8 protein-coding genes are annotated in these 9914 nt (G+C 61.9%); 6 read left to right on the top strand and 2 right to left on the bottom strand.

Going from position 1 to position 9914, the window contains the following annotated elements; all coding sequences use genetic code 11:
- The first annotated feature begins 19 nt into the window (after window positions 1-19).
- The 4 genes from hemH to ASD52_RS34510 all read left to right on the top strand — a co-directional run bounded on the left by hemH (window position 20) and on the right by ASD52_RS34510 (window position 4217).
- The gene (hemH, locus tag ASD52_RS34495) at window positions 20-1057 is read left to right on the top strand and encodes a ferrochelatase (RefSeq protein WP_025424807.1); all 1038 of its coding nucleotides are present in this window, start codon (window positions 20-22) and stop codon (window positions 1055-1057) included.
- A gap of 101 nt (window positions 1058-1158) precedes the next feature.
- Window positions 1159-2157, top strand: a complete 999-nt coding sequence (locus ASD52_RS34500; protein ID WP_156613072.1) for an SPFH domain-containing protein — start codon at window positions 1159-1161, stop codon at window positions 2155-2157.
- Window positions 2158-2160: 3 nt separating this feature from the next.
- Window positions 2161-2619 carry an NfeD family protein gene (locus ASD52_RS34505; RefSeq protein ID WP_025424809.1) on the top strand — a complete coding sequence of 153 codons (459 nt, stop codon included), beginning with the start codon at window positions 2161-2163 and terminating at the stop codon, window positions 2617-2619.
- A 152-nt stretch (window positions 2620-2771) separates the two neighbouring features.
- Window positions 2772-4217, top strand: a complete 1446-nt coding sequence (locus ASD52_RS34510) for an outer membrane beta-barrel protein (RefSeq protein ID WP_025424810.1) — start codon at window positions 2772-2774, stop codon at window positions 4215-4217.
- A 114-nt stretch (window positions 4218-4331) separates the two neighbouring features.
- Here the strand turns inward: ASD52_RS34510 and galU are convergent, their stop codons facing one another.
- Window positions 4332-5219 carry a UTP--glucose-1-phosphate uridylyltransferase GalU gene (gene galU / locus ASD52_RS34515; protein WP_025424811.1) on the bottom strand — a complete coding sequence of 296 codons (888 nt, stop codon included), beginning with the start codon at window positions 5217-5219 and terminating at the stop codon, window positions 4332-4334.
- Window positions 5220-5613: 394 nt separating this feature from the next.
- Between galU and ASD52_RS34520 the strand changes: the two genes are divergently transcribed.
- Both ASD52_RS34520 and ASD52_RS34525 read left to right on the top strand, forming a co-directional pair.
- Window positions 5614-6834, top strand: coding sequence for a lytic murein transglycosylase (locus tag ASD52_RS34520; protein ID WP_025424812.1), 1221 nt, complete (start codon window positions 5614-5616; stop codon window positions 6832-6834).
- Between the two features lie 101 nt (window positions 6835-6935).
- Entirely contained in the window at window positions 6936-8156 is a 1221-nt protein-coding gene (locus ASD52_RS34525; RefSeq protein WP_234907903.1) for a DUF459 domain-containing protein, read from the top strand.
- Between the two features lie 217 nt (window positions 8157-8373).
- Here ASD52_RS34525 and ASD52_RS34530 read toward each other — a convergent pair whose 3' ends face one another.
- Window positions 8374-9831 carry a glutamate synthase subunit beta gene (locus ASD52_RS34530; protein WP_025424814.1) on the bottom strand — a complete coding sequence of 486 codons (1458 nt, stop codon included), beginning with the start codon at window positions 9829-9831 and terminating at the stop codon, window positions 8374-8376.
- Window positions 9832-9914 lie beyond the last annotated feature (83 nt).

The following is a 9914-nucleotide window of genomic DNA, read 5'->3' on the forward strand; positions in this document are numbered from 1 at the left end:
CGTGACCACGAGGACCGAGATGACCAACGCGCCCGCCGCGACCGCCCAAAGCGATCACCCGACCGTTAAATCCGGAAAGGTCGGCGTTCTGCTGGTCAATCTCGGCACGCCCGATGGCACCGACTACACCTCGATGCGCCGCTATCTCAAGGAGTTCCTCAGCGATCGCCGCGTCATCGAATGGTCGCGGTTGTTCTGGTATCCGATCCTCTACGGCATCGTGCTCAACACCCGCCCCGGCAAGGTCGGCAAGGCCTATGAAATGATCTGGAACAAGGATCTGAACGAAAGCTACCTGCGCACCTATACCCGCAACCAGGCGACCTTGATGGCGGAAGCCTTCGCCAATCAGCCGCACATCGTCGTCGATTGGGGCATGCGCTACGGCCAGCCGTCGATCGCCTCGCGCATGGAAGCCCTGCAGAAGGCCGGATGCGAACGCATCCTCTTGTTCCCGCTCTATCCGCAATACGCCGCGGCAACGACAGCCACCGTCAACGACAAGGCATTCGAAGCCCTGCTCAAGATGCGCTGGCAGCCGGCGCTGCGCACCGTTCCGCCCTATCATGACGATCCCGTCTATATCGACGCGCTGGCAACTTCGATCACGCGGCATCTGGCGACACTCGACTGGGAGCCGGAAGTGGTGCTCACCTCCTTCCACGGCATCCCGAAGAGTTACTTCGAAAAGGGCGATCCCTACTATTGCCAGTGCCAGAAGACCGCGCGTCTGCTGCGCGAAAAGCTCGGGTGGTCCAAGGACAAGCTGCAGGTAACCTTCCAGTCCCGCTTCGGGCCGGAAGAATGGCTGCAGCCCTATACCGACAAGACGGTCGAGAAGCTGGCGCAGGACGGCGTCAAGCGCATCGCCGTGATCAACCCAGGCTTCGTTTCCGACTGTCTGGAAACGCTCGAGGAGATCGCCGAGCAGGCGGCCGAGAGCTTCCATCACAATGGCGGCGAAAAGTTTGCACATATCCCCTGTCTCAACGACAGTGCCGAGGGCATGATGGTTCTCGAGCATGTCGTGCGCCGGGAGCTAAGCGGCTGGCTTTGAAGCCGAAATCTGCGACGACCGCTTGAAATAGACTGACCGATGCCCACGTCTGGGTTAGAGTGTCACTTCAAACTGGGGTTGTGATCATGGGGGACGTGTCTTTGGGCGGATTTGATATTGCGGTCATCGCATTGGTGGTCTTGGTGATCTTTGTGATCATCACCATGGTCAAGACGGTGCCGCAGGGCTATCGCTATACGGTGGAGCGCTTCGGCCGCTACACCAAGACGATGGAACCGGGTCTCAACATCATCATTCCGTTCATCGACCGGATCGGCGCCAGGATGAACGTGATGGAGCAGGTCCTCGACGTTCCGACCCAGGAAGTCATCACCAAGGACAACGCCAGCGTGTCGGCCGATGCCGTCGCGTTCTACCAGGTGCTCAACGCCGCCCAGGCTGCCTACCAGGTGTCCGATCTTCAAAACGCCATTCTCAACCTGACCATGACCAACATCCGCTCGGTCATGGGGTCGATGGACCTCGACGAACTTTTGTCGAACCGCGACACCATCAACGACAAGCTGTTGCGCGTGGTCGATGACGCCGCCAACCCCTGGGGCATCAAGATCACCCGCGTCGAACTCAAGGACATCGCACCGCCGAAGGATCTCGTCGACGCCATGGCTCGGCAGATGAAGGCCGAGCGCGAGAAGCGCGCCCAGGTGCTGGAAGCGGAAGGGTCGAGAAACGCGCAGATCCTGCGTGCCGAAGGTGCCAAGCAGTCGGCCATCCTGCAGGCCGAAGGCCAGCGCGAGGCCGCCTTCCGCGACGCCGAGGCGCGCGAACGTCTGGCCGAGGCCGAGGCCAAAGCGACACAGATGGTGTCGGCGGCGATCGCTGCCGGTGACGTCCAGGCGATCAACTACTTCGTCGCCCAGAAATACACCGAAGCGCTTGCTGCGATCGGCACTGCCAACAACCAGAAGATCATACTGATGCCTATAGAAGCGTCCGCGCTGATCGGCTCGCTCGGCGGCATTGGCGCAATTGCCAGGGAAGTGTTCGGCGACAACCAGGCGCCAGCCCCCCGGCAGCGCCAATCGACGACACCGCGCACCGGCCCGGCGTCCGATCCGTTTGAACCTCAGGGACAATAGGCGATGGTCCAGCGCATCATCCTTGAACTCGGCCCCTGGAGCTGGTGGGTTCTCGGTCTTGCACTGCTGGCGGCCGAAGTCGTCGCACCCGGCGTTTTCCTCGTCTGGATCGCCATTGCCGCGCTCATCACCGGCGTTCTGTCGCTTTTGCTGTGGGACACTGTCGTCTGGGGCTGGCAGGTTCAGTTCGTCGTCTTCGCGCTTCTGTCCATCGTCGCCGTTCTCCTTGGGCGGCACTTCATCTCCTCGTCTTCCAGGGAGACGGACGAACCGCTGCTCAACCAACGGGCCCAAAGCCTCGTCGGCCGAACCGCCGTGCTTGAAAAGCCGATTGCCGAGGGCCACGGCCGCGTGCGTCTGGACGATACGATCTGGATCGTCGAGGGGCCCGATCTGCCCGCCGGTACGCGCGTTCGCATCGTTGCCAGCCACGGGCGCAACCTGACGGTCGAGAGCGCCTAAAGCGCCGCGACCGTTCAGATGCGCGTGCTGCGCTTTAAGCTCTTGTTTTTGCGCATGTCGTTAACGCGTTTTTGCCGTTTGGAAACGATTGGTTAACCACGCGGCTTTACGATTGCGAAAGGATTGCAATCAGGCTCGCGGACAAACGGCAGATGGTGCCAGACAACACTCGCTCGATCGGAAGAGACGCGCGGCGTTTGACGCTGGTGGCGTTGCTGCTGGCCGGCACCGCGATGGCCGCTCCGCTTTCGGCGCATGCCCAAACGGTGACGAACGCCGCCGTGCCGACGACCCCTGGCATCGTTGCCCCCGGCACAGCAACCGCAGCACCGGCGATCGCCGATCCGCAAACGACGGGCGCCGTCAGCACCGACGATCTGTCTCCGGCCTCGGACGAAGACCTCATCCGTCTCAACCGCCGCGAACCAACGATCGATGGATTGCGGACGCGAATAGAGCCGGAAGACGACCGCGCACCCGGCGTTCGCATCGGCACATTCACGCTGCGGCCGGAAATCGGCGAGACGATCAACCATGAATGGCGCAACAACGGCAACAACAACAAGCAGAACCGCGGTTATCTGGAAACCGGCATCCGCGGCACCCTGACGTCGGATTGGTCCCGCCACGAACTGACGGTTATCGGCGCTGGCGTGTTGCAGAACAACATCTCCGGCGAGGGCGAGGAAGAGCCTCGCGCTGACATCGACGCGGAACTGCGCCTCGATCTCTCAGATGAAACCGTTGCGCGTCTTCGGGCAGGCTACAGCTTCGACCGTGAGGACGCCGACGATCCGAACGCGATCTCGAATGCCAAGACACAATCGGGCGTCAACACCTATCGGCTCGGCGCTGCCATCGAGCGCGACTTCGGCCTCATCCGCGGATCGGTCGGGCTCGAATTCGAACGGCAGACCTATGGCGACGTCGAGCTGGAAAACGGCACGACGATGTCGGTCGAAGACCGAAACCGCAACAACGGAACCCTGACGGCGCGCGTCGGCTATGAAATGTCACCGGCACTGATCCCGTTCATCGAGGCCGCGGTCGGCGGGTCGATCTACGATCTTCGCCAGGACACGCTCGGCTTCGAGCGCTCCTACCAGAGCTACGCGACACGTGGCGGTCTGGAGGTCGACCTTGGCGAGAAGCTCTACGGCGAGATCGCCCTTGGCTACGAGACCTATCGTTTCGAAGATGACCGGCTCAGCGACGTCAGCGGCCTGTCCGTCGACGGCCGCCTCAACTGGTCGCCGCAACGCGGTACGGATGTGCTCTTCGGGCTATCGACCGGTCTCGACCCGTCGACGACAGCGGGCGTTTCCGGATCGATGGACTATGCCTTGACCAACATCATCACCCACGAGATGCGCTCCGATCTGGTTGCACGACTGTCCAACACCCTGATCATCCGCAAATATCCGTCAGACTCCAGTTCCCTCGACGAGACAACCTGGCGCACCGGCGCAGGCCTCACCTGGGATATGAACCGTTACCTCGCACTAATCGGCGATGTCAGCTATGAGCGCACCACGCCCGACGTCGGCGATACGACCGACATCACCCGCGTCGGCGTCGGTCTTGTGCTGCGGCGTTGAGTAAAAGCAGAGAGGCCGCCATGCATAAAGGCCGGGCGGCAATGCGCATTTCCACACAAAGAAAAAGGCCGCGCCCGTGGGGGACGCGGCCTTTTCGTTTCGGTTGAACCGGGATTACTTCAAGCTGCTCAAAAGCGCCTTCAGCGGGCCCTCCACGATCGGGCGGATATCGGCGCGCTCCAGCGCGAAGGCGACGTTGGCGAGGATGAAGCCATCCTTGGCGCCACAGTCGTAGGTCTCGCCGCGGAAATGATAGGCGGCGAACTGCTGGACCTCCGAAAGCTTCAGCATCCCGTCGGTCAACTGGATCTCGTTGCCGGCGCCACGCTCCTGTTTCTCCAGGATCGGGAAGATTTCCGGCTGCAGGATGTAGCGGCCGTTGATGAAGAAGTTCGACGGCGCCGTTCCCGGTGCGGGCTTCTCGACCATCTTGGTGATCTTGAAGCCGTCGCCGACCTTGTCGCCGACACCGACGATCCCGTATTTGTGGGCCTGGTCCGGTGCGCATTCCTCGACTGCTATGACGTTGCCGCCGCTCTGTTCGTAGAGCTCGACCATGCCCTTCAGGCAGCCCTTCTCGCCCTTCATGATCATGTCGGGCAGCAACAGCGCGAAAGGCTCGTTGCCGACCAGCTCGCGGGCGCACCACACGGCATGGCCAAGGCCGAGCGGCGCCTGCTGGCGGGTGAAGCTCGTCGTGCCGGCCTTCGGCAGAATGGTGTCGAGAAGCTCGATCTCGATCTTCTTGTTGCGCTCGCGCAGGGTCTGGTCGAGTTCGACCTGGATATCGAAATAGTCCTCGATCACGGCCTTGCTGCGGCCGGTGACAAAGATCAGGTGCTCGATACCAGCTTCCATCGCCTCGTCGACCACATATTGAATGACCGGCTTGTCCACCACCGTCAGCATTTCCTTCGGCACGGCCTTGGTGGCCGGCAGGAAACGCGTGCCCAGACCAGCGACCGGGAACACGGCTTTGCGGACTTTACGCTTGTCGGTCATCGGTACCTCCTTCATTCGGATTTCAATCCTGAGTGTTGCTGTTAAAATCCTTAAATCAAAATCAATTTAAGGAATCGTGCAGCGCTTTGCAGTGCGGCGGCAATCTCTACGCAACGATGTGAACGCACGCTGAACCGGGACGAAAAAAATGCAGATACGGACGGTACTCGCATTTTCTTCCACGGAAGACGCAATGGCCTTTTCATGGTAAAGGGTTTGTTGACCACGTTTCTGTAGATTCGCCTTAATCCGGCGCTGCATCGACTGCGGCCGGATCCGAGAACAGGAACCGCCGGCGGTCGCCGAACCGCAAGGCTGGCTCCAGACTGCCACCATGCGGAAATGTCCCGGCTATGACGGCTGAGGCTCCGCAGAGAAACGGAACCGACAGCTGATGATCAGAAACCGCAGGACGTTTTTCCGTCATATCGCAGCCGCCTTCGTCCTATCCGCCGTCGCGCTTGGCACCTCCCCCGCGCGCGCCGATGCCGGATTCCAGAATTGGATCAACAACTTCTATGCCACGGCTGCAAAGAGCGGCATCACCCAGGCGACCTATCGCAAGGCCTTTGCCGGCGTGAAGACACCCGACGCCACCGTGATCGAAAAGGCCAATTACCAGCCTGAGTTCAAGCACAAGATCTGGGAATACATCGATTCCCGCGTCAACCCCTACACCAAGCGCGTCGGCCAGGAGATGGCCGCCAAGCACGCCCGCACGCTGAATTCGATCGAAAAGCACTTCGGCGTCGACAAGACGATCCTGCTGGCGATCTGGTCGATGGAATCGAACTACGGCGCCGTTCTCGAAAAGGACGACCGCCTGCACTACGTGCCGCGGGCGCTCGCAACCCTTGCCTATGCCGATCCCAAGCGCGCGAAATTCGCCAAGACCCAGCTGATTGCCGCACTCAAGATCCTGCAGAGCGGCGACATCACCCCGCGCGAACTGACCGGCTCCTGGGCCGGCGCCATGGGACACACGCAATTCATCCCGACCAGCTATCTGCTCTACGCGGTCGACGCTGATGGTAACGGCCATCGTGACATCTGGAATTCGGTGCCCGACGCGCTTGCGACCGCCGCCAACCTTTTGAAGAAGAACGGCTGGCAAGCGGGCGAGACCTGGGGCTACGAAGTCGCACCACCGGCCAACGCCGCGAAATATTCCGGACAGACGAAGACGCTTGCCCAGTGGGCAGCACTCGGTTTCCTCCGCCCGAACGGCAAGGGCTTCCGCAACGGCAATTCGCGGGCCGAACTGAAGCTGCCGAGCGGCGGTAACGGTCCAGGCTTCCTGATGACCAAGAACTTCTTCGTCATCAAGCGCTACAACGCGTCGGACAGTTACGCGCTCGGCGTCGGTCTTCTTGCCGACCAGATCGCCGGTTATGCCGGAATGCAGCAGCGCTGGCCGCGACCGGACGGTTCGCTCGATATCAGCGAGAAGTTCGAATTGCAGAACCGCCTGAAGGAACTGGGTTATTACAGCGGCGAAGTCGACGGCAATTTCGGATCCGGCTCCAAGGCTGCGATCCAGGAGTTCCAATCGAAGAACGGCCTGGCGCCGGACGGCGAGCCGACACAACATCTGCTGCGCGCCCTGCGCAACTGACGCGCACGCCCGAAACGCGACGGCGGCCTTGCGGCCGCCGTCCGTTCGATGGATGATCAGATATGCATGCGAAAACCAAGGCCCGGATGACAGGGGGCGCAATGCCCTGGAGGACGGCGACGATGATCATCGCCGCAGCCGCGATGCTGTTCGTCGGCTTTGCCGCAAGTTATGCGGAAGCCCAGCAGAGGGTGCAGCGACGCAATCTCTTCCAGATGCTGTTCGGCGGCCTCACGCGCGAACGCCGCGTAATCGACGAGCGGTACGAGTTTCCGCAACAGCCGCGCCCGAGGCGCGCCCGCCAAAGCCAAACCCCGCAACGACAGAAGGCTCCGGGCCAGCAAAAGGCAAAGCCCGCCATTGCCGATGCGGCGCCGGTGCCGCAGCCGGTTGAAAAGGCGCCGGACTCCAAGAAGGTTCTGGTCGTCGGCGACTTCATGGCCGGCAGCCTCGGCGATGGCCTGAAGACCGCATTCGAGATGACGCCCGGCATCACCATCGAGACGCGCGCAAGCGGCTCGTCCGGGCTGGTGCGCGAGGACTATTTCAACTGGCCGGTGACGCTGCCGAGCTATGTGGGCGAGATCAAGCCTTCCGTCATCATCATCAGCCTCGGCGCCAACGATCGTCAGCAGATGCAGATCGGCAGCACCAAGGAAAAGTACCGCACCGATCTTTGGACCGAGGAATACCGCAAACGTGTCCATGCGCTAGCAGAGTTGGCACACAAGGAAAAACTGCCGGTCCTGTGGGTCGGCATGCCGCCGTTCCAGTCCGCCGCGATGACCGCCGACATGGTGACGTTCAACGGCATCTACCGCGAGGAAGTCGAAAAGGTCGGTGGCCAGTTCGTCGACATTTGGGACGGTTTCGTCGACGAAGGCGGCAAGTTCGTGCTGACCGGCTCCGACATCAACGGCCAGCAGGTTCGATTGCGCGGCGCCGACGGGATCAACCTGACCAAAGCCGGTAAACGCAAGCTCGCCTTCTACGTGGAAAAGGACATTCGCCGCCTGCTCGGGGATGCCGCGGCGACCGACAAGGACGTGCCGGGCGCCGATGGGCTGAAGGACCTTGTGGTTACCGCGCCGCTTGCCAACGAGGACATCGTCAAGACGCAGCCGATCGGCCTCACCGATCCGGATCTCGACGGCGCTGCAGCACTGCTCGGCGATGCCGCACCCAACAAGGGCACAGGCAAGAGCCCGCGCGACCGACTGGTCGACAAGGGGGATGTTGCCGCGGCACCTGCCGGCCGTGTCGACGATTTCCGCCTCGCCAAGCCTAGTACGGTCATCAGCAATCCGGTGATCCGGAACTAACACTTTTTCGAGCGGCTGCGTGCGACAACCATCGTCACGGCGATCGCTTCGCCTAGAGCGTTTCCGATTTGGACGGAAGCGCACAGATGCTCTATCTCTTTGTTTTTACGCATTTCCTGACGGAAAGCCGCTTCGCACTTTTCCTGGAAATTCCCTAAAGCAAAAGGGGCCCCACGATGAACCGGCGGAGCCCTTTTTGCACTTGGGAGCAATGATGTCAGCGCGGCAGGATCGACGATCCCATCAGCGCCTCGTCGATCGCGCGGGCCGCCTGGCGGCCTTCGCGGATCGCCCAGACGACGAGCGACTGGCCGCGGCGAACGTCGCCGGCCGTCCAGAACTTGTCGACCGAAGTCTTGTAGTCGCGGTCGTTGGCAACGACGTTGGTCGAGCCACGACGATCGGTGTTGAGCGTCAGCTTGTCGCCGAGATCCTTCAGTACGCTATCGGTGAACGGGCCGCTGAAGCCGATGGCGATGAAGGCAAGATCGGCCTTGATGATGAACTCCGTGCCGGCAATCGGCTTGCGGCGATCGTCCACCTGGCAGCACTTGACGCCGATGAGGTTGCCGTCCTCGTCGCCGACAAACTCCAACGTCGCGACCTGGAACTCGCGGATCGCGCCTTCGGCCTGGCTGGACGAGGTGCGCATCTTGGTCGCCCAGAACGGCCAGACGGCAAGCTTGTCTTCCTTTTCCGGCGGCTGCGGGCGGATGTCGAGCTGGGTGACCTTGACGGCACCCTGGCGGAAGGCCGTGCCGACGCAGTCGGAGGCGGTGTCGCCACCGCCGACGACGACGATGTGCTTGCCGCCGGCAAGGATAGGCGCTGACGGCCAGCCGGTGCTGTCGATGTTCTCACGCCCGACCCGGCGGTTCTGCTGCACGAGATAGGGCATGGCGTCATGCACGCCGGCGAATTCGACACCGGGGATGCCGGCATTGCGCGGCGTTTCGGAGCCGCCGCAATAGAGCACGGCATCGTGGCGATCGATCAGTTGCTCGGCCGGCAGGTCGACGCCGACATTGACGCCGCAATGGAAGGTGACGCCTTCGCCCTTCATCTGCTCGACGCGGCGATCAATGAAGTTCTTCTCCATCTTGAAGTCGGGGATGCCGTAGCGCAGCAGGCCGCCGGGCTTGCTCTCGCGCTCGTAGACGTGAACCTCGTGACCGGCGCGCGCCATCTGCTGGGCGGCGGCCATGCCGGCCGGACCCGAACCAATGACGGCGACCTTCTTGCCGGTCTTGGTAACAGCCGGCTGCGGCACGATGTAACCCATTTCATAGGCCTTGTCGGCGATCGCCTGCTCGACGGTCTTGATCGCGACCGGCGCATCCTCGAGGTTCAGCGTGCACGCTTCCTCGCACGGCGCGGGGCAGACGCGGCCGGTGAATTCCGGGAAGTTGTTGGTCGAATGCAGGTTGCGGATCGCCTCTTCCCAGTTGCCGTTGTAGACCAGATCGTTCCAGTCGGGGATCTGGTTGTGCACCGGACACCCGGTCGGCCCATGGCAGTAGGGGATGCCGCAATCCATGCAGCGTGCCGCCTGCTTCTGCACCTCCGGTTCCGACATCGGAATGGTGAATTCACGGAAATGGCGGATGCGGTCGGACGCCGGCTGGTACTTTGCCACTTGCCGGTCGATCTCGAGAAAACCAGTTACCTTACCCATCGTATCATCCTGATAGCTATGCGTCTGAACAGGCACTTGAGACAAGCGCGCGTGATGAACCCCCGAACCCTTTTCGGAACCGG

The sequence above is a fragment of the Ensifer sp. Root142 genome (genome assembly GCF_001426785.1).
GTDB classification, from domain to species: domain Bacteria; phylum Pseudomonadota; class Alphaproteobacteria; order Rhizobiales; family Rhizobiaceae; genus Ensifer; species Ensifer canadensis.